18 protein-coding genes and 3 pseudogenes are annotated in these 24,167 nt (G+C 58.5%); 12 read left to right on the top strand and 9 right to left on the bottom strand.

The annotated features are described in order from the left end of the window. Genes OYT13_RS18745 through OYT13_RS18730 form a run of 4 tightly spaced genes read right to left on the bottom strand, consistent with a single transcriptional unit; the run spans position 1 to position 7,040 of the window. Positions 1 to 3,081, bottom strand: a complete 3,081-nt coding sequence (locus OYT13_RS18745) for a type I restriction endonuclease subunit R (protein ID WP_268566803.1) — start codon at positions 3,079 to 3,081, stop codon at positions 1 to 3. A 6-nt stretch (positions 3,082 to 3,087) separates the two neighbouring features. Next, positions 3,088 to 4,131, bottom strand: a complete 1,044-nt coding sequence (locus OYT13_RS18740; RefSeq protein WP_268566802.1) for a restriction endonuclease — start codon at positions 4,129 to 4,131, stop codon at positions 3,088 to 3,090. Positions 4,132 to 4,165: 34 nt separating this feature from the next. Continuing rightward, positions 4,166 to 5,494 carry a restriction endonuclease subunit S gene (locus OYT13_RS18735; RefSeq protein ID WP_268566801.1) on the bottom strand — a complete coding sequence of 443 codons (1,329 nt, stop codon included), beginning with the start codon at positions 5,492 to 5,494 and terminating at the stop codon, positions 4,166 to 4,168. Then, positions 5,484 to 7,040 carry a class I SAM-dependent DNA methyltransferase gene (locus OYT13_RS18730; protein WP_268566800.1) on the bottom strand — a complete coding sequence of 519 codons (1,557 nt, stop codon included), beginning with the start codon at positions 7,038 to 7,040 and terminating at the stop codon, positions 5,484 to 5,486. Before OYT13_RS18730 ends, OYT13_RS18735 begins: the two co-directional genes overlap by 11 nt. A 104-nt stretch (positions 7,041 to 7,144) precedes the next feature. On the opposite strand from OYT13_RS18730, the gene OYT13_RS18725 reads away from it, so the two are divergent. The 4 genes and pseudogenes from OYT13_RS18725 to OYT13_RS18710 all read left to right on the top strand — a co-directional run bounded on the left by OYT13_RS18725 (position 7,145) and on the right by OYT13_RS18710 (position 10,748). Then, on the top strand, positions 7,145 to 8,071 hold the full coding sequence (locus tag OYT13_RS18725) for an endonuclease NucS domain-containing protein (RefSeq protein ID WP_268566799.1): 927 nt from the start codon (positions 7,145 to 7,147) through the stop codon (positions 8,069 to 8,071). Between the two features lie 41 nt (positions 8,072 to 8,112). After that, positions 8,113 to 8,542, top strand: a pseudogene (locus OYT13_RS18720) (DUF3293 domain-containing protein). A gap of 115 nt (positions 8,543 to 8,657) precedes the next feature. Then, entirely contained in the window at positions 8,658 to 10,007 is a 1,350-nt protein-coding gene (locus tag OYT13_RS18715; RefSeq protein WP_268566798.1) for a PDDEXK-like family protein, read from the top strand. Between the two features lie 129 nt (positions 10,008 to 10,136). Continuing rightward, positions 10,137 to 10,748 (top strand): 3'-5' exonuclease, encoded by a 612-nt coding sequence (locus OYT13_RS18710; RefSeq protein ID WP_268566797.1) that lies wholly within the window; start codon positions 10,137 to 10,139, stop codon positions 10,746 to 10,748. Between the two features lie 185 nt (positions 10,749 to 10,933). Here the strand turns inward: OYT13_RS18710 and OYT13_RS18705 are convergent. After that, a protein-coding gene (locus OYT13_RS18705; protein WP_268566796.1) for an IS3 family transposase occupies positions 10,934 to 12,048 on the bottom strand; the annotation gives its coding sequence in 2 pieces (ribosomal slippage) (positions 10,934 to 11,790 and positions 11,790 to 12,048; 1,116 coding nt in all). Between the two features lie 99 nt (positions 12,049 to 12,147). Here OYT13_RS18705 and OYT13_RS18700 point away from each other — a divergent pair. Continuing rightward, positions 12,148 to 12,264: pseudogene (locus OYT13_RS18700) on the top strand (transposase); the annotation flags it as partial. A 228-nt stretch (positions 12,265 to 12,492) separates the two neighbouring features. On the opposite strand, the gene OYT13_RS18695 reads toward OYT13_RS18700, so the two are convergent. Next, a complete protein-coding gene (locus OYT13_RS18695) occupies positions 12,493 to 13,506 on the bottom strand; it encodes an IS110 family transposase (protein WP_268566701.1) in 1,014 nt (337 codons plus the stop codon). Positions 13,507 to 13,570: 64 nt separating this feature from the next. Here OYT13_RS18695 and OYT13_RS18690 point away from each other — a divergent pair. After that, positions 13,571 to 14,553: pseudogene (locus OYT13_RS18690) on the top strand (IS3 family transposase); the annotation flags it as partial. Positions 14,554 to 14,714: 161 nt separating this feature from the next. Beyond that, positions 14,715 to 15,437, top strand: coding sequence for a LysR substrate-binding domain-containing protein (locus OYT13_RS18685; RefSeq protein ID WP_268566795.1), 723 nt, complete (start codon positions 14,715 to 14,717; stop codon positions 15,435 to 15,437). Positions 15,438 to 15,484: 47 nt separating this feature from the next. On the opposite strand, the gene OYT13_RS18680 is transcribed toward OYT13_RS18685, so the two are convergent. Beyond that, positions 15,485 to 16,243, bottom strand: coding sequence for an IclR family transcriptional regulator (locus tag OYT13_RS18680; RefSeq protein ID WP_268566794.1), 759 nt, complete (start codon positions 16,241 to 16,243; stop codon positions 15,485 to 15,487). Between the two features lie 243 nt (positions 16,244 to 16,486). Between OYT13_RS18680 and OYT13_RS18675 the strand changes: the two genes are divergently transcribed. From OYT13_RS18675 to OYT13_RS18655, 5 genes are all read left to right on the top strand, one after another. Continuing rightward, positions 16,487 to 17,800, top strand: a complete 1,314-nt coding sequence (locus OYT13_RS18675; protein ID WP_268566793.1) for an MFS transporter — start codon at positions 16,487 to 16,489, stop codon at positions 17,798 to 17,800. Between the two features lie 7 nt (positions 17,801 to 17,807). Then, entirely contained in the window at positions 17,808 to 18,827 is a 1,020-nt protein-coding gene (locus OYT13_RS18670) for a ketopantoate reductase family protein (RefSeq protein ID WP_268566792.1), read from the top strand. Next, positions 18,824 to 19,576: an SDR family NAD(P)-dependent oxidoreductase gene (locus OYT13_RS18665; protein ID WP_268566791.1), complete on the top strand. Its 753-nt coding sequence runs from the start codon at positions 18,824 to 18,826 to the stop codon at positions 19,574 to 19,576. The genes OYT13_RS18670 and OYT13_RS18665 overlap by 4 nt, the downstream gene beginning before the upstream one ends. Positions 19,577 to 19,613: 37 nt before the next feature. After that, entirely contained in the window at positions 19,614 to 20,522 is a 909-nt protein-coding gene (locus OYT13_RS18660) for a polysaccharide deacetylase family protein (protein ID WP_268566790.1), read from the top strand. A 108-nt stretch (positions 20,523 to 20,630) separates the two neighbouring features. Beyond that, complete coding sequence (locus OYT13_RS18655; protein ID WP_268566789.1) at positions 20,631 to 21,749, top strand: NADH:flavin oxidoreductase/NADH oxidase; 1,119 nt, start codon at positions 20,631 to 20,633, stop codon at positions 21,747 to 21,749. A gap of 81 nt (positions 21,750 to 21,830) precedes the next feature. On the opposite strand, the gene OYT13_RS18650 is transcribed toward OYT13_RS18655, so the two are convergent. After that, on the bottom strand, positions 21,831 to 22,640 hold the full coding sequence (locus OYT13_RS18650; protein WP_268566788.1) for a fatty acid hydroxylase family protein: 810 nt from the start codon (positions 22,638 to 22,640) through the stop codon (positions 21,831 to 21,833). Between the two features lie 82 nt (positions 22,641 to 22,722). Beyond that, on the bottom strand, positions 22,723 to 24,105 hold the full coding sequence (locus OYT13_RS18645) for an MFS transporter (RefSeq protein WP_017233933.1): 1,383 nt from the start codon (positions 24,103 to 24,105) through the stop codon (positions 22,723 to 22,725). Positions 24,106 to 24,167 lie beyond the last annotated feature (62 nt).

The raw sequence follows: 24,167 nt of genomic DNA, 5'->3' as shown, positions 1-24,167 counted from the left end.
TCACGCCCACTCAGCACTTAGTTTCTCCGCCTGCTGGAGCACCGTCTGAATCGCCTCTTCCTGCTGATCCGGCGGGTATTTGTACTTGCGCAGGATTCGCTTCACCATCAGTCGAAGCTTCGCTCGAACACTTTCCCGCTGTGCCCAGTCGACGCTGACGTTCTGCCTGAGACTTTCGGTCAACTCGTGGGCGATCTTCTTCAGCGTCTCGTCACCGAGTAGCCGGACCGACGCTTCGTTGTTAGCCAAGGCATCGTAGAAACGAAGCTCATCCTCACTCAGACCGAGTTGCTCACCTCGGTTCGCAGCCTCACGAAACTTCTTCGCCATCTCGATCAGCTCTTCGATGACCTGCGCTGTCTCGATCGACCGATTTTGGTAGCGAGTGATAACGTTGGTGAGCAATTCCGAGAACTTCTTCTCCTGCACAACGTTACCGCCGAAGCGACTCTTGATTTCCCCTTCCAGCAAGCGCTCCAGCAACTCCACGGCAAGGTTTCGCTCTGGTAGGTTCTGCACTTCGGCCAGGAATTCGTCGTCGAGGATGCCGATATTCGGTTTGTCGAGACCCACCGACTCAAAAATGTCGACAACGTCTTCCGACACGACGGCGGAACCGATGATCTGCCGGATCGCCAGCTCCCGCTCCTCGTCTGTGCGCTTCTTCTCGCTGATTTCTTTCTTCGTCAGCAGAACCTTCACCGCCTGGAAGAAAGCAACCTCCTCTCGTACCGCCTTCGCCTCATCAAGCGTGCAGCACAGTGTGAATGCTTTGCTCATCTGCAGGGCGACGTCGGCGAAGCGCTTCTTGCCGTCCTTCAGTCCCAAAACGAAGTTGGCAGCACCGGCCAGCAACTTGTGCCCACCAGTCAGGAAGCTGCTGTAATCGAAGCCATGCAGCATGGAACGCAGCACGTCGAGTTTCTCTTCCAACACCGCATACGCTTCGTGCGCATCAACGGTCGGACGGCCTCGGCCATTGCTGGCGCTGTATTCCTTCAAGGCCTGCTTCAGGTCATTGGCGATGCCGATGTAGTCGACAACCAAGCCCCCTTGCTTATCCTTGAAAACCCGATTGACACGGGCAATGGCCTGCATCAGATTGTGTCCCTTCATCGGCTTGTCAACGTACAGGGTGTGCACGCAGGGAGCATCGAAGCCGGTCAACCACATGTCACGCACGATTACCATGCGAATCGGGTCAGCAGGATCTTTGAAACGTTTCTCAAGCCGCTTCTTTACCTGCTTCGAGTAAATATGGGGGCGTAGCAATGCCTTATCCGAAGCCGAGCCGGTCATAATGACCTTGATCGCACCTTTTTCTGGATCGTCGTCATGCCAGTCCGGACGCAGCTTCACGATCTCGTCGTACAGGTGGACACAAATTTCCCGGCTCATAGCCACAACCATGGCCTTGCCTGACATCGCCTTGTTGCGCTCTTCGAAATGAGCTACAAGGTCTGCGGCAACGCTTTTGATCCGAGGTTCCGCACCGACCACCTTCTCCAGTGCCGCCCACCGGCTTTTCAGCTTCGATTGCTCTTCGTCTTCCTCGTCCTCGGCGAGCTCATCGACCTCGGCATCAATGTCGGGCAATGCTTCGGCCTTCAGACCGAGCTTGGCAAGGCGGGACTCGTAGTAGATCGCAACCGTTGCACCATCGTCACGAGCCTGCTGCATGTCGTAGACGTGGATGTAATCCCCGAACACGGCACGCGTATCACGATCCTCACTGGAGACAGGGGTGCCAGTGAATGCGACAAACGTGGCGTTCGGTAGTGCGTCACGCAAGTGCTGGGCATAGCCAACCTGGTAGCCCTTCTCGTCGCCTTTGAACTTCGCTTCAAAGCCGTACTGTGTGCGATGGGCTTCGTCGGCGATCACGACGATGTTGTGGCGATCGGAGAGAACTGGGAACGTATCTTCGTCTTCCCCAGGCATAAATTTTTGGATCGTGGCAAAGACAATCCCGCCGGAAGGCCGGTTGGACAACTTGGCCCGAAGATCTTGTCGAGTATCCACCTGTACCGGTTGCTCACGAAGCAGATCCTGCGACAACGAGAACACACCGAACAGCTGGCCGTCTAGGTCGTTGCGGTCGGTAATGACTACGATGGTCGGATTCTCCATCGCTGTTTCCCGCATGACCCTAGCAGCAAAGCAGGTCATCGTGATCGACTTCCCACTACCTTGGGTATGCCATACGACCCCGCCTTTGTGACTGCCACCGGGCTGAGACGCTGCGACTACTTGAGCAATGGCAGCACGGACAGCATGGAACTGGTGGTAGCCTGCAATCTTCTTCACCAGCCCACCGTCGTCTTCGAACAGCACGAAGAAACGAAGAAAATCGAGCAAGTATGCGGGATCAAGGACACCACGAATCAGCGTTTCGAGTTCATTGAACTGTCCAAGCGGATCGAGTGTTTTGCCATCGATTGTCCGCCAGGCCAAGAAGCGCTCTGCATTGGCGGATAGAGAGCCCATCCGTGCTTCACTACCATCCGAAATTACAAGAATCTCGTTGTACTGGAAGACGTCGGGAATCTGCTCCTTGTACGTCTGGATCTGGTCGTATGCTTTCCAGATATCTGCGTTCTCATCGGCTGGGTTCTTAAGTTCCAACAGGACCAGCGGCATCCCGTTCACGAACAGGACGATGTCCGGGCGACGGGTGTGCTTCGGGCCCTTGATACTGAACTGGTTGATCGCCAACCATTCGTTTGCAGAATCGTCCGTGAAGTCAATCAGCTTCACGAAATCACCACGCGTCTCGCCGTCCTTCTGATATTCAACCGGAACGCCGTTGACCAACACGTTATGGAAGATTCGATTGGCGGATACCAGAACCGGGGTGTCGAGATTGAGAACTTGGCGAAGCGCATCCTCCCGTGCCGACTGTGGAATGGCTGGGTTCAATCGATTGATCGCATTGCGCAGTCGATCGGCAAGTAGCACCTGACGGTAGTCGCTCCGTTCCGGCGAGTCGCTATCGGGAGCGATTTCGGGGCCGTAAAGGTGCGTGTATCCGATGTCGCTGAGCCAGTCGATGGCTTCTTGTTCGAGTTGATCCTCTGTCATCCCCGTTCACTCCTCTGGGTTCGCTACGGTCCAGATCCGCTTCAGCGGAAGTTCTGCCCGAATGTCTTGATCTATCTTGTCGTAGTTCTCGAGAAGCTGCTCAATCAGGTCGTCCCGGTTCCAAATTCTGACCTTAAAGAACTGTGTGGGTAGTTCTTTAAGCACCGTCGCCTTGAATCCCGACCATGACACAAACAAACCTTGATCAGCGCTAACACCTTGCATCGCACCGATGAGCTGAGTGAACTCCGGTCGATCGGATGGCGTGTCGCCAGACTTTACCTGCACGCAGATGCGTGGGCGGTCAAACCCGAATGCACCACCGGCAGCCAGAATATCCACGCCTTTGTCCGGCCCTTCCGGGCTGAGATAGGTGGTGAAGCCCTGAGCCTTAAGAATTGCTTCGACTAGACGGGCCATGCCGTGCCCCTTGAACTTCTGCGTGATGACTTTGGCGATGGCGTCCCGCCCGACCTCTTCAAGGTCGACCTCGGCGTCCTCCGTCGCTAAACCGTTACTCTGCTCTTTGGCCGTGACGGTGGGCTGCGTCGACGGCACTGCCTCCCATCCCTTTTTGCCCATTGCACGAACGCGCTTTTCGGCGTCATTTCGCTTGATCTCGCAAACAGTCAGGAACGCACCAAAGGAATACAAAAGGTCCTGATCGAAAGCGCTCCGCGGAACATCGGTGTTCAGCCACTGCACCTTACGGTAGTGCCGGTACATGACCGGGGCCGTCAGGTCGAATTCGTAGCCGCCCAGAATCTCACCAATCGCAATGGTTCCACTGTGCTTCTTCGGCACGATCACCCAATCGCCGACCTTCATCCCCAACGCAAACGCCCAAACTTGCCCTGACCAATTGATGACGCGCCGGACCGGCTCACTCGGGTAATGCTCCAACATCAACGCTTTAATACTGGCGTAGTCGGAAGCGACAGCGAGGTTCGTTTTCGTCAGCGCATCCCATGTGAGGTAAATGCGGTTGTCTTCGAAGAACCGTTGCTCGTGTTCTGCATATTTACCTGCACGGACCAGCCAAAGAGCCATGATTGTCGTCTTCTTCTAGTGAGTCTTGGTTCTCTTACGTTGCGTCGTTCACCGTCGCCTCGGGATCGGGGAGACGCAGTTGACCAGAAATTAGGCGGGGGAGAAGCGTGTCGCGGAGTTTGGCGAGGGTCTGAATTTGACTTAGGTTACGATCGAAACGGTCCCGTAGCGGTTGAACGAACGAATCGAATGCATGCAATACGTTTGCCGTTGGCAGGATCAACTTCAGTCCGGCAAGTTTGCTTCGGCTCAATTCCGTTTGCCCAGTTGAGCCCTCGCCCAACTGCTCTATCTCTGACTGGCGCCGCAGCATTGCCAGCCCAATGTAGTTCGGCGTGACCGTTGCGCCAGCACGAACAACAGTGACATGGGAGTCGACAATGGCCGATTCCTCTACACTCAGGAGCTGAGCAACTCTTCCAAGCGTTCCTACCCCCGTGGAATTGACGAGAATGTCTCCAGCGGCGATCTCCCGTCCAACAATTTTTCGCTGAGCGGGGTCGTGCCTCCTCGCTTTGCTGAGGTCAACGATGTTGTCCCGGATGCACTTCTGGTTGATGACGATGATGCCACCCGCCTCCACGTACTTTGGCGAAATGCCACGATTGATATAAGAACAAACGTCACCAAGAGTGCCAACGCCCCACCCATTCGGCACTGGCCCCAACTCCGACTCCTCGAACCCATCCGAGAACAGCGCAGCAGTGTCCGCGTCAAGCCCCTCAGGCTCACGGCCTCCTGCATTTGCTCGAACCGGGTCGAAGTCAACGAACCAGGACTTGAATAGCGCCTGGGCGATGGCTTCGAGCGTGGTGTTGGTTTCACGAAGCAGGGCGATGCGGTCATCGAGAGGCTTCAGACATTCCACGACCGCTATCTGCTCCTTTAGCGGTGGAATTGTCACGGACATGCGGCGCTGATCTCGCAGGCTGACGTAGTCGGCCATGTCGGTCTGCCCTTTCAAATAACCTACTTGGTGTAAGAACTCCTCACTATTCATCCAGTAGTAAAGGTACTCTGATCGGATCGATGACTCGTCTAGAGTGCGCCAATAGCAAAGCTGAGGCGAATACACAAATCTAGGGCTCTGCGCACCGACCAAGGCAAAACGACCCACGGTGCCTTTTGACGTGAAAACGACGTCGCCGGATCGGCTAACCTTACCGCCCACCTTCCACAGTTCACTCTCTGGGAAATGGTCTGCATCTGCGAACTTGAACCCGTCATTGATGTTACCGGCTCTTGCAAAGGGGATTCCGGTCTCTGACAGCTCGGAATTCTTTGCTCGATAGCCGTCACCGATCTCCAGCTTGCTGGCCCGGATTAGGTCATCGACACGATAAGTACCAGGTTCAAAGCTCATACCCGAGCCCCCCCAACTTCGTCCGAATAAGTGCATCCAGCTCGGCCCCCTTCGCCATCTGCTCAGCCAGCTTCTCGGTCAGCTTCTGCATCTTCTCGGCAAAGTCTTCGTCATCGTCCTCGACGTCTTCTGCGCCAACATAACGGCCAGGCGTCAGCACATGACCGTGCTCAGCAATCTCCGCCAAGCTCACGCTACGACAGAACCCAGGAACGTCTGCATAGGTCGACTTCGCTTCGGTATCGCCACGCCATGCGTAGACCGTGTCGGCAATCTTGGCGATGTCTTCGTCGGTCAACTCGATTTGCACACGACTGACGGATTGACCTAGCTTACGAGCGTCGATGAACAGCACCTCGCCCTTCCGGGTCGTCTTCTGTTTGGCGAGGAACCAAAGGCAGGCAGGGATCTGCGTGTTGAAGAACAACTGACCGGGCAATGCGACCATGCACTCGACCACATCAGCTTCGACCATCGCAGCCCGAATTTCACCCTCGCTGTTCTGGCTTGAGCTCATCGAACCATTTGCCAGAACAATACCGGCACGACCGGTTGGCTTCAGGTGGAAGAGCATGTGCTGAAGCCAGGCATAGTTCGCATTGCCTTGGGGAGGTGTACCGTAGACCCATCGTGGATCACCTTCAAGGCTGCCGTGCCACCAATCTGAGACGTTGAACGGGGGATTGGCCAATACGAAGTCGGCACGCAGATCGCTGTGCTGGTTGCGAATGAATGTATCCGCCGGCTCTTTGCCAAGATTGAAGTCAATGCCACGAATCGCCAAATTCATTGCTGCCAGGCGCCAAGTGGTCGGATTCGACTCCTGACCGTAGATCGACACGTCACCTAGCTCGCCGCCGTGGGCTTCGATGAATTTTTCGGATTGAACGAACATGCCACCGGAGCCACAGCAGGGGTCGTAGACCTTACCGTGGTGCGGGGCTAGGACTGCCACCAAGGTCTTGACGATACTGGCAGGCGTGTAGAACTGGCCGCCCTTTTTGCCTTCTGCGCTGGCGAACTGGCCGAGAAAGTACTCGTAGACCTGCCCCAGGATGTCACGGGCGATGCTGGCATCGTTGCCGAAGCCGATCTTTGAAACGAGGTCGACGATTTCGCCAAGCTTCCCATCCGGCAATTGAGCTCGGGCGTAACGCTTATCGAGGATCCCCTTAAGCTTTGGGTTCTCGGCTTCGATGGCGGTCAAGGCCTCATCGATGCGCTTGCCGATGTCGGCTTGCTTGGCCTGAGCACGCAGGCTCTCCCAACGGGCAGCTTCCGGCACCCAAAAGGCATTCACCTCCCGATAGTAGTCCCGGTCCTCAAGCTCAGATGCGATCAGGTCGTCATCAGCATCAGGGACGAAATACTCATCGTTCGAATCGAGGAAGCGCCGAGTGAGCTCGTCACGCCGGGCCTGAAACGTGTCTGAAATGTATTTGACGAAGATGAGGCCGAGCACGATATGCTTGTACTCAGCCGCATCCATGTTCGCCCGGAGCTTGTCAGCCGTCGCCCAAAGTGTTTTTCTGATGTCTTCGATCATCGGTAGGATCTTCTGCTAAATTTGGTCTTGGGCGATATTATGACGCGTTCAGATCGCACGCGGACTGCCCGCTACGGCAAAAGAGATACAACAGCGAAAAGATCATGAGAAAGTACTACCGAGTCATGCTGGGGCGACGTTGCGCACATGCTGCAGACTGCTTTGAGGGCGGTTTCATCGGTGCCGACTACGGTATCGAACAAGATTTGAGCCAAGCTTTGCCTGCGGAATGGCGTACCTTTAACGCCACATTTATCCCTGTGTACTTGGCGATTCATCCCGAAAAAACGAAGATCGGGGCTGGCTTGGCTTGCGGAGCACTGTGGACCATCTGCAAAGGAATAGAAAAGGGTGACTTCGTTTTGTGTCCCGATGGTGGTGGTACCTACAGGGTTGGTGAGGTCTGTGGCGACTACGACTACCATGCTGGCGGCATACTGCCTCATCGGCGTTCAGTGCAGTGGCTTTCGCACTCCATATCCCGTTCAGATATGAGCGAAGCCTTGCGAAACTCCGCAGGCTCCATTGGAACTGTCAGCGACCTGACGAAGTATCGAGACGAAATTGAAACCCTGCTTGGGGGCACGTCGGTCCCAATTGTCGTCTCGACAAACGCTGAAATCGAAGATGCTGCGCAGTTTGTACTCGAAAAGCATTTGGAAGATTTCCTCGTCCAAAACTGGGCGCAAACTGGCCTTGGAAAAGACTACGATATTTTTGAGGAGGATGGCGAGCGAGTCGGCCAACAGTACCAAACCGATACTGGACCGATGGATGTACTCGCTATCAGCAAAGACAAGAAGAGGCTGCTCGTTGTGGAGTTGAAAAAAGGACGAGCTAGCGATGCCGTAGTGGGGCAAGTATTGCGCTACATGGGGTATGTCCATCAAGAATTAGCGGAGCCAGGTCAGACTGTCGGAGGGGCGATCATCGCCCTGGAAGATGATCAGCGAATTCGTCGAGCGCTAGCCGTTACCCCAGGCATCTCCTTTTATCGTTACGAGATCAATTTCAAATTGCTGAAGGCATAGGATGAAACGGCATAGCGCTTTTAACTAGCAGGGAAACCCACATGAATTCCGCGTCATCAATCGATCCCGACACCATCAAGGCCTACCTGGAAACACATTACTGCGTCGAAGGCGGTTTGCCGATGACGTTGCGGGTAAGTGTGCAGAAACCCCTCGCTGGTCGTCCTGCACGAGGCTGCACACGCTGAGTCGAGAGCTTTCATTACGGCTTGCAATCCGTTTAGTCACGCCTGTGACGATGCGACCAATGCTCAGCGCCAGGATGCCTTGGCGCAGGAGCTGACTCAGCTCAGCTTGAGATTTTTCGATGGCATCGGGCAGCATCCGTCAAACGCGTGGCCGGGTGAACCCAGTTTTCTGGTGTTAGGGATTTCGCTAGAATCCGCGAGGGACCTTGGCGAACGCTACGAGCAAAATGCAATCGTCTGGGCAGGGGCGGATGCAGTGCCGCAGTTGGTGTTGCTGCGGTGACTTGCGTGACGTGGATCAACTTGGCTTTTTGTTAGCCCGCATCATTTTGTAAGTCGCAGCCATCGGCAAACAGTGAATCTACAGCCTCCTACGTTGGGGCGCGGAAAGAATAGCAATGACTGCAGAAGAGTTATATGATTTTTTGTCGGATCCGATGCTTGTCGATTTGGTCGAACAGGTGAAAGTATCCGACGATATCCTCGATGTAATTGACCTTTCCGAAAATCAACATTCGGACATGCTGGCTTGGTGCCTGACTCCTAGCGAGGGACACGGCCAAGGCGACGCGGTAATCAAAGACTTCTTGATCGCAGCATACGATGCAGCACAGGGCGCCGCGACTTTCGATAACAAGAAGTTCTTCGCAAAATGGACGCCAGGTCGTATCCGTACCTCCAGTTTTGGCTCGGCATTCCTAACCCGCGAGTTCGCTATCAAAGTTGACGCCGCGAGGCAAAACGGGCGCCTGGATTTGTTCCTTGTCGATCCCAGCAATAAGATCATCGTTGCAATTGAGAACAAAGCCGGCGCCAAGTTGACTGAGGGTCAACTGAGTAGCTATTACGATGCCGTAAGCCGGGAGATCGGGTATCGACCGGTATTTGCTCAATATTCCTTTGCCTTCGTTGTCTTAGACAGAGACCTCGACGGATACGATGAAGATACCTTGGCCGCGCTGGGCACCAAGTGGGCCCTACTCGACTATAGTTGGCTTCGTGCCTCCGCTAAGCGGGCCAAGCACCACTTCGAGCGAAACAATCAAGCGGTTCAACTGCTGTTGGCATATTGCCAAAAGCAGACAGCCTGGGAGAAACCTGCCGAAAAAATCCTCTCCGAGTTGGCGGCAGAAATCGCTATTCGGCACGAGGGCGTCGTTGGCCAGATACGTCAACTGATGAAGCACAAACTGCCCGAGTGGACGCCGGGTACGCTCGCCGGTTGTGACGGGGAATTGTTGCTTTTTTACCATCAAAACCGCCAGTTGTGCCGCCATCTTATTCAGGCACGCGGGATTGGTGCTGTCACAGTTCGCCTGAAAAAGGCGCTCCTCAGCCTCGAGCCCGAGCAATTGGAAAAGGGGCGCACTTGGCTCGCCTTTATAACTGGTGAGCTTCAAACACTGATGAGAACGAGCGACGACGCCGAGTGGCCGTTGTACGTGGGCATTGTGCGGGAAGCGAAGAACAACCCCGATGTTTCAAAGTTCTCAGTCCGCCTCGTATGGCGAAAAGACCATTTTGATGAAACGTGTGATGTTGAGGGGTTGCGGCACCACTTTTACAAGAAATTTCCCGAACTCCGCAAGTTTGGGGGCAGTGACGGACGTCGTGTTGTGATGGGCAAGGGCCTAGACGCAGAGTCCGCAGTAAAGGCGGCAGTGAGTTTGGTGCAAGATGTGGAAGCACTCTTGAAAACGGCGCGGGAGAAGCGGCTGATCATCCGAGACGGAAATGAGCTTTCCTAGCCGCGCACGCGGAACGCTTACAACGGATTCGTGCACCAGTTCCGGCACACGTCATAACAGATCCAATCGACAGCAAGTCTGACGGCTGTTCGCCGCGGCGAGCTCCGTTGACTGATCGTGAAATGCCTTATGCAAACCGTTGCCATTCTCGACTTTGAAACTACAGGCCTTTCCCCTACACAAGGCGACCGAGCGACAGAAATTGCGGTCGTGCTTTTGCGTGACGGGCAAATCGTCGATCGCTACCAGAGCTTAATGAATGCGGGAAGACGCATCCCATCCGATGTCGCAAATCTGACGGGTATCACTAACGAAATGATTGCGTCGGCACCTTCCGTGTCGAAGGTCATGCGTGAAGCGGCGAAGTTCGTCGGTAAGCACCCAGTCGTGGCTCATAACGCAGGCTTCGACAGACGGTTTTGGCAGGCGGAGCTTGCGCTAATCGGGGAGGCGTCAGATCAGTCCTTCGCCTGCACGATGCTCGCGTCGAGGCGTATTTACCCTCACGCGCAAAGTCATCGGCTATCGAATTTGGCAGAGATGTTGCGATTGCCGAAAACCGGTCGTGCGCACCGAGCAATGGTTGATGCGGAAATGACGACGCATCTCTGGTGCCGACTGCAATACGATATTGCACAAACTTACGGCGTGGGTCGAGTCGATCACGACCTGATCTCACGTGTGCAGGTTACCAGCAAGGAAAAGGTTCCGGCGTTGTTGCGTTCGCTGGCTGGCGGGTAGGCGAAGCTCAGGGTGGCGGTATTCGCCGTTGCGGGGTGAGACGAGCACTGCGTATTTGAAGTTTCGACAGTGCCCGGCGCATTTGGCGCTTGATTCTGAAACCACAAAAGGAAAAATCAATGACGATGCAAGCAATGCCCATCCCGAAGAATGGCTCCTGTCCCGACGTCCTCCCGCCTTCAGTATCACAGAGCTTTAGAGTCCGGGGGGTAATGTAACGCTTTCTCGGCCAGTTTTCGGGCGTAGGATGCGGGCGTTAATCCGCCCAGTGATTTCTTCGGCCGCTCCTCGTTATATTCCCGCCGCCAGGCTTCGATCACGACCTTGGCGTGCGACAGGCTGGTGAACCAATGTTCGTTCAGGCACTCATCCCGGAAGCGCCCATTGAACGACTCAATGTAGGCATTCTGGTTTGGTTTGCCTGGCTCGATCAGGAAAAGCTTCACGCCACGCCCGTGCGCCCAGGTCAGCATCGCCCGACCGCAAAATTCCTTGCCGTTGTCGGTCCGAATCGCCTGCGGCAGACCGCGGTGCAATGCAACTCGATCCAAGATGCGCGTCAGCACGTGCCCGCTGATGGCTCGCTCCGGTACGATCGCGACCGCTTCATGCGTCGCATCATCGACTACGGTTAGGCTCTTGATCACACGGCCTTCGGCCGTTCGGTCGAACACGAAATCCATCGACCAGACCTGATTGGCCGCCGACGGACGCCCCAGTGGCTGGCGATCCGAAATCGGTACCTTCTTGCGCTTGCGACGGCGCAACTGCAGTTTCTCTTCCGCATACAACCGCTCAATGCGCTTGTGATTGACGGTCATGCCCGATTGCCGAAGCTTCAGGTAAATCATTCCTGAACCGTAGCGCCGATGCCGTTGAGCCAGCGCCACAATCTGCGCTCGCAAGGCTAGGTTGCGATCCGGTGCCGGCTTATAACGATAGGCACTGGCGCTCATGCCGATTACCCGCAAGGCTCGGCGTTCGCTCAAGCCACACTGAGTCATGTGACGCACCACCTCTCGGCGCGATGGTGCGCTCACCACTTTTTTCGCAGAGCCTCGCGAGTCACCTCGTTTTCCAGCAGCGATTCGGCCAGCAGCTTCTTCAGCCGAGCATTCTCCGCTTCCAGCTCCTTCAGACGTTTCGCGTCGGGCACGCTCATGCCACCAAACTTGCTGCGCCACAGGTAGTAGCTGGCCTCGGAAAAGCCGTGCCGGCGGCACAGATCCTTGATCGGGATACCCGTCTCAGCTTCCCTCAGAAAGCCGATGATCTGTTCTTCGGTAAATCGCTTCTTCATGTCCAATCTCCTGACTACTGACCTCCCCCCGAAAAACCGTAGCATCCAAAACTAGAGATTTCTGGCAAATTTGAAGCCCTGACGGGCAGGGGATTTGCAATGAAAAGATCGAAGTACACCGAAGAGCAGATTGCGTTCGCACTGAAGCAAGCCGAAGTGGGTACCACAGTGGCAGAAGTGTGCCGGAAGATGGGTATTTCGGAAGCCACGTTCTACATATATGGACTGCCCTAGATAGCAAGTTGATGTTTTGATTAGCACGGGAGTCGATTGCGTACATATATCCGGCGTCATGGAAAAGTCCTGCGCCTAACTGGAAATCCGCACGAACAGGCCTCAACAACTGGAAGACCTCAAGGGCCGTCATAAAAATCAGGTTCCCTGCTCGCCGGATCGACCGGTGTGCCACTGTCAATCATCAACGCATCGTCGGTGGAGGTAATGTTACGCAGGACGGTAAGGCTGGCCTGAGGCGAGTATGGCCCAGATGGTACGAGCCATCTTGTTGGCCATTGCGACGATCGCACGATTTGCGCCACGCCGCTGTTGAAGCGCCAAAGCCCAGGTATGCTTTTTATCCTGTTTGGTGGGGGCAGTTCGAAGTACCGCACGTGCGCCATGAATCAGTAGTGTTCGCAGATGTCGATCGCCGCGTTTGCTGATTCCCTGGAGTCTCGTTTTGTCGCCGCTTGAGCACTGGCGAGGCACCAAGCCCAGCCATGCGGAGAAATGACGCCCGTTTTTGAAGTCTTTGGGGTCCGAGACAGCGGCCACAATGGCGGTGGCCGTTTTGGGGCCGACGCCTTCGATCTTCGCGATGCGCTGGCACGTTTCACTGGCCTTGAAGACCGCATCAATGCGCTTGTCAAAACCGGAGATTCGACCGTCAAGCTCACGCAACTGGTCCATAAGATCGGACAGCATTTCTCGCGCGAGCGGTGTGAGCGCATTGCCGGTGTCAGCAACAATAGTTGGAATCTCCCGACGCGCCCGCGTGATTGACTGAGCAAACACGATGCCACGCTCGGCCAAGATGCCTCTCATTTGGCTTACCAAGCCAGTTCGATTGTTGACCAAGCGACTGCGAGCACGATGCAGACTTTGAACATCCTGCTGCTCAACAGACTTTACGGGAACAAATCGCATTGAGGGGCGTTGTAATGCCTCGCATATGGCCTCTGCATCATTGCTGTCGGTTTTGTTTCCCTTGACGAAGGGTTTGACGAACTGCGGACTGATCAACCGAACCGCGTGGCCCAGCTTCGCGAACTCCCTGGCCCAGTGGTGGGCGCTACCACATGCCTCCATGCCGATGGTGCACGGCGTGAGCCTCAGAACAGCTTCCATGAGTTGCGACCGCGCGACACGGCGTCGTAGCATGATTTTCCCAGACGCGTCGACGCCGTGCAGTTGGAACACATTTTTTGCCACATCGATTCCGAGAAAAGAGATTGCCATGATGGCCTCCGAACACGAGATGAGTCATTAGCACGATACCCCTTCGGGGGCAGTCCATCCCATTAACTGGAAGAAAAAGTACGGCGGCCTCGGCGTTTCCGAGTTGCGGCGGCTGAAACAGCTGGAAGAGGAAAACGCACGGCTCAAGCGCATGGTGGCCGACCTCAGTCTGGACAAGCAGATGCTGCAGGAGGTGGTGCAAAAAAAGCTGTGAAGCCGGCCCGTAAGCGCGAGCTGGCTGACTTTTTGATGCAAGCGTATCGGGTGAGCATTCGGCGCGCGACGGCGGTGCTGCAGTTGCGTCAGGCCACGTATTTTTATCAACCTCACCCGCGCGATGACCGTGCTGAGCGGCGGCGTATCCGGGAGATCGCCCAGACGCGAATACGTTACGGCGTGGAGCGCATTCATGTCCTGCTGCGACGCGAAGGCTGGCTGATCAATCACAAGAAGACGTACCGGATCTACTGCGAGGAAGGGTTGAATCTGCGGCGTAAGCGACCACGCCGTCGTGTTGCCGCAGCACATCGCATGGAGCGCCCTAAAATCTCTACCGTGAATGCCTGTTGGAGCATGGATTTCGTGGCCGATCAGCTGTTCAACGGGCAGAAAATCCGGGCCTTAACTGTGGTCGATAATTTTAGTCGGGAGAGCTTGGCGATTACCGTCGATTACGCCTTGAAGGCGGCAGATGTGGTGGCCACGATGGGGCATCTGAAAGCGCTGCGCGGTACACCGAAACGCATACAGGTCGATAACGGAAGCGAATTCATTTCGCATGTGCTAGATCACTGGGCGTATGAAAATGGCGTAACCTTGGATTTCTCTCGGCCAGGCAAACCCACGGACAATCCGTTTATCGAGTCGTTCAATGGCAGTTTCCGGGATGAATGCCTGAACGTGCATTGGTTCCTGTCATTGGACGACGCTCGTGAAAAGATCGAGGACTGGCGACAGGACTACAACGACTTCAGACCGCATAGCTCGCTAGGCGATTTGACTCCGGGCGAGTTCCGACTCGCACACCTTGACGCCGGAAATCTCTAGGTCAAGGTGCTCGGTTAAGCGGGGGGAGGTCAGACGCCGGAAATCTCTAGGTCAAGGTGCTCGGTTAAGCGGGGGGAGGTCACTACGTGATTGGACTCTAAATCGTCGCACTACTCAAATCGGGGGAGACGTCGCGGCTGGAACTCACCCCGGTGGGAGAAATGCTGACACGTCGTGCCCGCGAGATATTCCATCAGATCGAGCAGGCCCGATTTGAAGTTGACACGCTGACGTCCGGCCTGTTCGGCCGTCTTGCGATCGGTGCGGTGGCGACCGTGTTGCCGGTGGCCGCCCCCGACGTGGTGATGGAGATCAAGAAGCGCGCGCCGCAAGTGACCGTGACGCTTTTCGAAGCGACCAGCGATCGACTGTTCCCGATGCTTGAGGACGGCGCGCTGGATTTTGTCTTGAGCCGCAGCGGGCCGCCGCCGACGACGGCGGCGAAGTTTGCAGCGCGCGAGTTGCTCACGGATCCGATCGTGATCGTGTGCGGACGCGATCATCCGCTCGCGGATCGCCGACAGGTTCAGCCCGCCGATCTCACCGGCCTGCCGTGGATTCTGCCGCCGCGTGAGGCGCCGGTGTATCTGACGTTGCAGATATGGTTACAGTCGATGGGCATTGCGTTGCCTGACGGTTGCGTGCATTCGATATCGCACGAAACCAATGAGGCGTTGTTGCGCGGCTATCCGTTTCTCGGTCTCATGCCGACAGCCGCAGCCAAGCGTGGTGAGGCGCGCGGCAGCCTGCGAATCGTGCGCGTGCCCGACACGACATTTCTCGAGACCGTCACGTTGTACTATCGGCGCGATGCCGAGAGCGAGTTGATGCGCACGGCGCTCGAATGTTTCGACATCCTGGAGGATCGGCTGCGCGCGAGCTGACGTGCTAGCCGCATGAGAGGCAGCCAGCATGAATATCCCGGGGCCGGTCAGTTCCCCATCGCCGCACGTAGTTGCGTTGCCTCTCGCAGCAAGGCGGCGATCACGCGCTCCCGCTTCTCCGGAAAACGCGCCGAAATACAGGAAACGTTCAATGCGACGATCGGCAGCGTCGGCGCGACCGACAGCCACGTTGCCACGCCCGTCCCGCCAAGATCGGACTCGTCCATGAGCACGCAATACCCGTCCTGACCCGCCTGACGGATGATCTCCCGCACCTTGAGCGGATCCGTCACCGTCATCGGCGTGAGCGCTTCGAACGTGCACGCCGAAAGCACCCGCTCCCGATGCGTTTCCGACACCATGGAAAGCAGCACACGTCCCATCGCCGAGCAGTAAGCGGGATACGAACCGTTGACGCGCGCCTCATACCGGATCGGCTGATTCGTCAGCGCCTGTTTCAGTAGCCTGACCTGACCGTCGTCATGCAGCCGCCCGAGACTGACTGTCTCGCCCAACTCCATCGCCAGCCGCTCCATGACGGGCTCGATCAGCGCCGACCACCGCGCGACATAATCGCCCCCCCAACCAAACCCGTGCTCGCGGAAGTAGGCATTCAGCGTGTACTGCCCCTGTTCATCGCGCACCAGATAGCCGCGCGCGCACAACGTGCGCAGCAAGCCAAACGCACTGCTCTTCGGCATGCCGAAAACAGTGGTCACCGTGGCCAGAGTCGCACTGCCGTGCAGCCCGGCGAAATATTCAAGCATGTCCAGCACACGTGCTGCGGACCGTACAACGTCACTCATCGTCTCCCCACCTTCGGTTTCGGCTACGCAGGATGCAGCCGGAAATCATACGCGAATGCATAAATCGGTCGCATTGGCGCCGAACGGGTTTCCGCCGATCACCACGTTAACCCCAGTAGTCGCTCAATTTTGCTCGTGAAACCATGTTTGCAAATGTGAACCGTGTTCGCATATACGAACGATATCAAAAATCCGCATCGCCTGCACGAACTGTGCGACGTGGTGCCTTTGACAGGTGACTTTATGACTCGCGCTCAAACTTTATCGGCCGACGCTCTCGACATCCGCCCGGCCGTGCGAGTGCAATCCCGCAAGCAACTCGCGGCCGCCATGATCGGCAATGTCCTCGAGTACTACGATTTCATCGTCTACGCATTCCTCGCATCCGTCCTTGCGCGCAAGTTCTTCCACGACGACGCCGTGTCCGGCCTGCTGGCGAGTTTCGCGACGTTCGGCGTCGGCTTTCTGGCGCGGCCGCTTGGTGGCGCACTGATCGGTCGAATCGCGGACACCGCTGGGCGGCGCGTGGCGCTGCAACTGACGATTTTCGGCATGGCGCTCGGGACGATCGGCATTGGCCTGCTGCCGACGTACGCCTCCATCGGCATTGCCGCACCGATCCTGCTGGTACTGCTGCGCTTGCTGCAAGGGCTTGCCGCGGGGGGCGAATGGGGCAGTTCGACGTCGTTGATCGTCGAGTCGGCGCCAAGCGGCAAGCGCGGCGTCTACGGCGGGTTCGGCCAGGCGTCGATCGCGTCGTCCAGCCTGCTGTCGAGCGTCGTGGCGACGGCCGTGATCGGCTACTTCTCTGCGCAACAGGTAGACGACTGGGCGTGGCGCGTGCCGTTTCTGCTCGGCGGCATCCTGTTTGTCGCCGGTATCTACATGCGACGAACGCTGGAGGAAACCCCGGCCTTCGAGGCGGCACAAGCGGCCGAACAAGCCGGCACGGCATTGCCCGACACCGGCGCATCCCCGATCAAGTCGATGGCGCGAGCGTTCGGATTCACAATCATCTGGACCGTCTCGTACTACATCATGCTGTCGTACATGCCCACGTTCCTGACAAAGGAAGCGGGGCTCACGCAACCGCAGGCGCTGACGTCGAACTCTGTCGCCCTTGTGGTCGTCGTTGTCTTGACCCCGTTCTTCGGCTGGCTGTCCGACCGCATTGGCCGCAAGCCGCTGCTGCTGGCCTGTTGCGCCGTCTTTGCGCTGCTGTCCTACCCGCTGTTCTCGATCATTCTGAGCCGCCCGGGCGTGATGACGGTGATGGCGATCCAGTGCTTCTTCAACGTATTCATCGCGGCGTTTTCGGGCGCAGCCCCGGCGGCGTTGTGCGAGCTGTTCCCGACACGCTCGCGCACGACGCAGCTGTCCATCGGCTACAGCCTGGCGACGGCGATTTTCGGCGGCTTCGCGCCGTTCATTGCGACGGGCCTCATTCAGCAAACCGGATCGTCGATTTCCCCGACGTACTACCTGATTGCGGCAGCCGTCATTTCCGGAGCGGTCGTCGCAGGGATGCGCGAGACCGCACACGACACACTCAAGTAAGGCAAACATGGAACGAGACATTCTCATTTGGGGGGCCGGCGCGATCGGCGGAACCATCGGCGCCTGGCTGCACCGCGCAGGCTATGCCGTGACGTTCGTCGACATCGATTCGGCGCACGTGGAGGCGATTCGCGATCCGTCGCGCGGTCTGTCGATCATGGGGCCCGTCGATGCGTTCACTCTCAACGCACCGGCGTTCACGCCCGCCGAACTGAAGGGAGGCTGGCCGCGCGTCTTCCTGGCCGTCAAGGGGCACCACACGCGTGACGCCTGTGCGGCACTGCTGCCGCACCTCGCTGACGACGGTTACGTGCTGTCGCTGCAAAACGGCTTGTGCGAGCCGGTGATCGCCGACGCCGTCGGCGAAGCGCGCACCGTCGGGGCCTTTGTCAACTTCGGCGCCGACTGGATCGCGCCGGGCGAGATCCACTACGGTAACCGCGGCGCGGTCGTCGTTGGCGAAACGAATGGCGCCGACACGGCTCGCATTCGCACGCTCTTCGACGACATCCGCCATTTCGAGCCTGACGCGATACTGTCCGACGACATCTTCGCGTACCTATGGGGCAAGCTGGCCTATGGTTCGCTGCTGTTTGCGCAGGCCGTTGGCCAGTTGGGCATCGCGGACTGCCTGGCGCGTCCGGAACTGCTGCCGCTGTGGCGCGGCCTGGCCGGCGAGGTGCTGGAAGTCGCCGATGCGCAGGGCATCAAGCCGTGTGGCTTCAACGGCTTCGATCCTGCGGCGTTCAGGCCGGGCGCCAACGAGGCGGCCGCCCGCGCGAGCGTCGATGCGATGGTCGCCTTCAACCGGCCGAACGCCAAGACGCACTCGGGCGTGTGGCGCGATCTTGCCGTGCGCAAGCGTCGCACCGAAGTCGACATGCAGATCCAGCCCGTGGTCGACACGGGCCGGGCGCATGGCATCGACTGCCGCAAGCTCGACGCGCTGTGCCGCACTATTCGAGAAATCGAAAAGGGCGAGCGCGCGCTGGCCGACCACAACCTCGACGAACTGCTTGCCGCATGAACCTCTCCTTTGAACACCAGGTCGTCGCGGTGAGCGGCGCGGCCATCGGCTTCGGGCGCGTCATTGCGCAGACGTTTGCGTCCCTGGGGGCGCACGTCTATGCCTGCGACATTCGCGAGGAGGCACTTGAAACGCTCACTTCGCCGCGCATCGACACACGGGTCGTCGACCTGACGGATCGATCGGCGGCAACGGGCTGGATCGGGCACATCGAGTCGCAGCAGGGCCGGGCGATCGATGTGCTGATAAATAACGCCGGCGGTGTGGCAGGCCAGGCGCCGCGCGCGCTCGAAAGTGTCACCGATGCCGAGTGGGATCGTGTCGTCGAGATCAACCTCGGCTCGACGTTTGCATTGAGCCGTGCCGTCGCCGCCGGCATGAAGCGGGCGGGGCGTGGCGCAATCGTCAACATCAGCTCGGGGGCGGCGCTGCAGGCGTCGCTCACGGGCGTGCAGGCTTACTGCGCGGCCAAGCATGCGGTGCTCGGGTTGACCCGCCAACTGGCGCACGAACTGGGGCCGTTCGGCATTCGCGTGAACTCGGTGGCGCCGGGCTTCGTCCGTACGAACGAGGCGACCGAAAAGCAGTGGGCCGCGATGGGCGAGGTAAAGCAGAAAACCTTGCTTGATGGCATCGCGTTGCGCCGCTTCGGCACGGCCGACGACATTACCCGCGCCGTGATCTTCTTTGCGTCCGAGCTGTCCGGGTTCGTCAACGGACAGATTCTCTGCGTTGACGGCGGACGCTGAACGCGGCTGGACGCCGCGACTTACCTTGGAACACCCTATGAATCCCGCAGATACCCCGCAGCAAACACTCGAACCGTGGCAATGGCCGGAAGCCACGTGGCGCGCGGCAGTCAACCATACGCGTGCCGGGCGTACGCTCAAGCCGAAGCAATGGCCTGGCAACGCGCGCTGTGCCGTGGCGCTGTCGTTCGACAGCGACCATGAAACGAACGAACTACGCGACGGCGGCAAGTCGATTGGCCGACTGAGCTGGGGCCAGTATGGCGCGCGCGTCGGCATGCCGAGAATCCTGGAGATCCTGGCGCGTCATGACGTCAAGGCCAGCTTCTACGTGCCTGCGGTCGCCGCGCTGTTGCATGAAGACGAGCAGCGCCGCGTGATCGCCGAAGGCCACGAGATTGGCATTCACGGCTGGATCCATGAACTGAACTCGGTGCTGCCTTACGAGGCTGAGCGTGACCTGATGTTTCGCGCGGCGGACACGCTGGAACGCGTGACGGGCGTACGCGCGGTCGGCATGCGCACACCGTCATGGGACTTCAGTCCGCACACGCTGCGCATCGCCAAGGAGATGGGGTTGCGCTACGACTCGTCGCTGATGGCGGACGAGGACTGCTACGAGCTGCTGCTCAACGGCGAGCCAACCGGCGTGGTCGAGTTGCCCGTCGAGTGGATACGCGACGACGCAGTCTACTTGAGCATGCAGCGCTTTCAGTCGCTGCGCCCGTACACGTCGCCGGAAGACGTCTTCAACATCTTCCGGCGCGAGTTCGACTACGCGTACGAGCACGGCGGCATCTTCCAGTTGACGATGCATCCGCACGTCATCACGGCGCGCTCGCGCATCTGGATCCTCGACGAACTGATTCGTCATATGAAGACGAAGGACGTCTGGTTCGCGACGCACGAACAGGTGGTCGATCACGTCATCGCGCACGCGGTCTGAGGCATATGGGCGGGCGGCAAGGAGCCGCCCGCCCATGCTAGATTAGGCGTACGAGGCGACCGACGGTGCGGTCGCGATGCATTTCCCGACGGTAGCACTTCAAACTTCATGACCAGTCTTCTGTTTTCCCCGTTGCAACTCGGCAATGTTCGCGTGAACAATCGGATCGTGGTGGCCCCGATGTGCCAATACAGCGCGAACGACGGTTGCGCCAACGAATGGCACCGTATGCACCTGATGCAACTGGCGATCTCGAACGCCGGGCTGGTCATGCTCGAGGCGACGGCCGTCGAGCGCCGGGGCCGCATCACGCACGGATGCCTGGGTCTCTACGACGACGCGAGCGAGGCCGCGCTGGCCGCGGTCATGACCTCCGCTCGCGCCATCAATCCCGAAACCCGTTGGGGCATCCAGTTGGGGCATGCAGGTCGGAAGGCATCGGCGCAACGTCCCTGGGAGGGACGCGGCGCATTGTCCGACGCGGACGAACCGTGGCCGACGGACGCGCCGTCCGCCATTGCATTCGCCGATGACTGGCACGTACCGCGTGCGATGGATGAGGGCGCCATGCGCCGGGTGCGCGACGCGTTCGTCGCGGCCGCGTTGCGCGCGGCGCGCGTGGGGGTCGACGTGGTGGAAATCCATGCGGCGCACGGCTATCTGCTGCACCAGTTCCTTTCGCCGCTCGCCAACGATCGGACCGACGACTTCGGCGGATCGCTGGACAACCGTATGCGCTTCCCGTTGGCCGTGGTGCGCGCGGTACGCGAGGCCTTGCCGGCAAGCGTCTCGATGGGCGTTCGGTTGACGGGTAGCGACTGGCGCGCGGATGGCGTGACCCCCGACGAGGCGGTCGCGTTTGCACAGGCGTTGGACGCGTTCGGCGTCGATTATGCGTGCGTAACGTCGGGGGGCGTCGCACCGGCGACGATTCCGGTCGAGCCGGGGTATCAGGTGCACCTGGCTGCCGAAGTCAAGCGCCGCACCGGACTCGTGACGCGGGCGGTCGGCCTGATTACGGATCCGCGTCAGGCGGAACGGGTGCTGACCGACGGCGCGGCCGATTGCGTGGCGTTGGGCCGCGCGTTCATCGACGATCCGCGCTGGCCGTGGCATGCTGCCGAGGTGCTCGGTGAGATAAACCGCATCCGCTACCCCGCGCAGTATGAGCGGGGTGGTGCGATCTTGTGGCCTGGCGCGGCGCGGCGTCAGGGGGGCGGTCGATAACTGCGCCGTTCAACGCGGTGGAAAACGAACGAGTGCTCAAGGGCATTTCGCCGTTCCCCACGCGCCGCAGACTTCAAGACCTCAAATCGCCGTCATCGCTTTTTGTTCTTCCGCCGTGAGAATGGGACCATCCAGGGTGACTTGCGAGTGGTCGTCCTTGAACTTGGCGATGATCGGCTTCAGCTCGCTCTTGATGTGCTTTTCGCTGTAGCCGTTGAACAGGTGGCCGAGCAGGCCTCGACGCAAGTCGCTGCTCCCCATGTACCAGTCGGCAATCGGGAACGTCAGGTTCATGTTGTATTTCATCATGATGCCCATGTTGTGGTGGGCGGTGTGATGCCGGCGAATCGTATTGATGAACGGCATGTTGCGCACGAACCAGTTCTCATGACAGTGACAGCAGTAATGGAACGTCTCGTAGATCACATACTGGCCGACCATCGTCAGAAAGACCATCCAGCCGGCATTCGGCCGCAGAATCAGTGAGGTCAGATAGCCGAGGGCACCGCCGCCAACGCCCAGCGTCATCAGCACGCGCCACGGAAAGAAGACGATGCGAAATTCGCGCGTCGTGTCGATCGTCGACAACTGGTCGCTGAAGTATTGGTGGTGCTGGCGAGTGTGGCGGTTGTAAATCTCGCGCAAGCCCCAGACATTCACGCGACGATGCATCACGAAGCGATGCATGAACCACTCCACGAAGTTGCCTGCCAGGAAGACCGGAATCATCAACAGCCATTCCCAGGTCGGATGCTGCAACCGGCTGACGGCATAGACGACCGCACCGATGGCCACGATATACATCACGACAATGTGCAACAGGCCGTTGTACATCGGGCTGATGTCGGATTTGTACTGCTCTCGGAATTTCAATTGACGCTCGGTAATCACGGGTTGTCTCCTGCGTTTAAATCAATCGGATGGCGCTCGTGGAAGGGGTATCGGCGGGCAGGATTGCCCACCGATCAGCGCGTCAATGCGAAACGTCTTCAAGCGATCGGCCTTTGGTCTCCACGCCCAGCAGCAACACGGCGAGCGCTGCAATGACGAAGGAGAGGGCGCCCAGGGTGAAGACGCCCGCCTGTCCCCACGAGGGAAGCAGTACGCCAATGGCAAAGGGGCCCGCCAGGGAGCCGACGCGTCCGATGGACGACGCGAAGCCGGAGCCTGTCGCGCGCGTGCGGGTCGGATAAAGCTCGGGCGTGTAGGCGTACAGCACCGACCACATGCCGAACAGGAAAAATTGCATCATCAGTCCGGCGGCAATCAATTGTTCGATAGGGGCCTTGGTGCCAGCGGCCTGACCGTAAAGGTATGCGGCTGCCGCACTTCCCAGCAGCATCAGTGCGCACGTTGGCTTGCGGCCCCATTTCTCGAGCAACCACGCCGAGAACATGAACCCGGGAATCCCCGCCAGTGAGATGTAGACCGTGTAGAGAACCGATTTGGTCAGCTCATAGCCGGCCTGTTGGAGCAGCGCGCCCAGCCACGTCGTCAGTCCGTAGTAGCCGAGTAAGGCGAAGAACCACGTGGTCCAGAGCATGACCGTCCGTTTGGCATAGATGCCGGTCCAAAGCTCGGCGAAGAGCGCCTTCCTGCCGGTTTGGGCGCGAGGCGCGCTCGGCGTCGATGTGGGCGCGGGCAACTTGCGTCCGTAGGCTTTCTCCACCTTGGCCTCGATGCTATTCATCACGTCCGAGGCTTCGGTCATCCGTCCAGTGTCTTCGAGCCACCGAGGCGACTCGGGCACCACGCGCCGGATGACGAACACAAACACGGCCGGGACCGACAAGGCGATGAAAATGCCACGCCAGCCGATGACCGGAAGCATGAAGTAAGAGAGCGCGCCGGCAACGATGAACCCGATGGGCCAAAAACCTTCCAGGATTGCTACATACTTGCCACGGCTTTTGGCCGGCACGATCTCCGAGACCATCGACAGGCCGATGGGGAACTCCATGCCCATGCCAAAGCCAAGCACCACCCGGTACAACATCAGCGAATCGACGTTGTGCGCGAAGCCGCACATCAGACTACCGACGCCCCAGAAAATCATGCTGATCTGGAAGACCGGCTTTCGGCCGAATTTGTCCGCGAGCAGGCCCGCTATTGCAGCGCCGGCAAACATCCCAAGGAAGCTGGCGCTGGCCAGTAGTCCTGTTTGCGAGGCCGAGAGGCCGAATTCCGTCTTGATCGACCCCAGAACAAAGGTCATCAGACCCAGGTCCATGGAATCGAAGAACCAGGCGGTGGCAATGATCGAGAACAGCGTTCTCTGGTAGCGGGTCATCGGCAGCCGCTCTAGACGCGCGGCAACCCCAACACCCAGCCGCGAAGCGGCGACGGACATATCCATATTTGTGTCTCCTCCAATGTATGTTGCTGATAATCAGCTAACATGTTAGACATCGAGGCGCA

The sequence above is a fragment of the Pandoraea sp. XJJ-1 genome, from assembly GCF_026802345.1.
Classification (GTDB): domain Bacteria; phylum Pseudomonadota; class Gammaproteobacteria; order Burkholderiales; family Burkholderiaceae; genus Pandoraea; species Pandoraea cepalis.
This window is presented reverse-complemented; position numbering and strand designations above follow the sequence as displayed.

Excerpts from the sequence above, each read along its gene's own strand:
- OYT13_RS18665 (WP_268566791.1), top strand. The coding sequence starts at position 18,824 with ATGAACCTCTCCTTTGAACACCAGGTCGTCGCGGTGAGCGGCGCGGCC.
- OYT13_RS18675 (WP_268566793.1), top strand. The coding sequence starts at position 16,487 with ATGACTCGCGCTCAAACTTTATCGGCCGACGCTCTCGACATCCGCCCG.
- OYT13_RS18695 (WP_268566701.1), bottom strand. The coding sequence starts at position 13,506 with ATGGCAATCTCTTTTCTCGGAATCGATGTGGCAAAAAATGTGTTCCAA.
- OYT13_RS18735 (WP_268566801.1), bottom strand. The coding sequence starts at position 5,494 with ATGAGCTTTGAACCTGGTACTTATCGTGTCGATGACCTAATCCGGGCC.
- OYT13_RS18730 (WP_268566800.1), bottom strand. The coding sequence starts at position 7,040 with ATGATCGAAGACATCAGAAAAACACTTTGGGCGACGGCTGACAAGCTC.
- OYT13_RS18670 (WP_268566792.1), top strand. The coding sequence starts at position 17,808 with ATGGAACGAGACATTCTCATTTGGGGGGCCGGCGCGATCGGCGGAACC.
- OYT13_RS18745 (WP_268566803.1), bottom strand. The coding sequence starts at position 3,081 with ATGACAGAGGATCAACTCGAACAAGAAGCCATCGACTGGCTCAGCGAC.
- OYT13_RS18740 (WP_268566802.1), bottom strand. The coding sequence starts at position 4,131 with ATGGCTCTTTGGCTGGTCCGTGCAGGTAAATATGCAGAACACGAGCAA.
- OYT13_RS18680 (WP_268566794.1), bottom strand. The coding sequence starts at position 16,243 with ATGAGTGACGTTGTACGGTCCGCAGCACGTGTGCTGGACATGCTTGAA.
- OYT13_RS18710 (WP_268566797.1), top strand. The coding sequence starts at position 10,137 with ATGCAAACCGTTGCCATTCTCGACTTTGAAACTACAGGCCTTTCCCCT.
- OYT13_RS18645 (WP_017233933.1), bottom strand. The coding sequence starts at position 24,105 with ATGGATATGTCCGTCGCCGCTTCGCGGCTGGGTGTTGGGGTTGCCGCG.
- OYT13_RS18655 (WP_268566789.1), top strand. The coding sequence starts at position 20,631 with ATGACCAGTCTTCTGTTTTCCCCGTTGCAACTCGGCAATGTTCGCGTG.
- OYT13_RS18660 (WP_268566790.1), top strand. The coding sequence starts at position 19,614 with ATGAATCCCGCAGATACCCCGCAGCAAACACTCGAACCGTGGCAATGG.
- OYT13_RS18715 (WP_268566798.1), top strand. The coding sequence starts at position 8,658 with ATGACTGCAGAAGAGTTATATGATTTTTTGTCGGATCCGATGCTTGTC.
- OYT13_RS18685 (WP_268566795.1), top strand. The coding sequence starts at position 14,715 with ATGCTGACACGTCGTGCCCGCGAGATATTCCATCAGATCGAGCAGGCC.
- OYT13_RS18725 (WP_268566799.1), top strand. The coding sequence starts at position 7,145 with ATGAGAAAGTACTACCGAGTCATGCTGGGGCGACGTTGCGCACATGCT.